The following is a 326-nucleotide window of genomic DNA, read 5'->3' as shown; positions in this document are numbered from 1 at the left end:
GTTTAGCCAGAAGCAGGGCTACCAAGACCAATGCAATAAGTAATATATCGTTTTGCTATCGTGCATCGCTCGCGCTCAGTTCCATTGTGCTTTTTTAAGCTGTCGTTTTTCTTACGGTATATACCGGTTTTTTATGGCGTGGTTTCTTAACTTGTTCAGCTACTGATGGACCCATTGTATCTAGGTAGTCAACTAGCTTTGTTAGATCATAAATATTGCGACCACCATATCGGCGATCACTCTTCGATGTTGGTTTCTTGTCCAAGAGATTAGCTTTTTCAATATCATTGATAGCTCTCTGAACAGTCCGTACAGAAACCCCCATA

The 326-nt window shown here is 41.1% G+C and carries 1 pseudogene; it reads right to left on the bottom strand.

What is annotated here, in order from left to right:
* Positions 1–94: 94 nt before the first annotated feature.
* Positions 95–326 (bottom strand): annotated as a pseudogene (locus tag QP437_RS09810) (helix-turn-helix domain-containing protein); the annotation flags it as partial.

The sequence above is a fragment of the Haemophilus sp. UMB1048 genome, from assembly GCF_030218125.1.
Lineage (GTDB): Bacteria > Pseudomonadota > Gammaproteobacteria > Enterobacterales > Pasteurellaceae > Haemophilus_D.
This window is presented reverse-complemented; position numbering and strand designations above follow the sequence as displayed.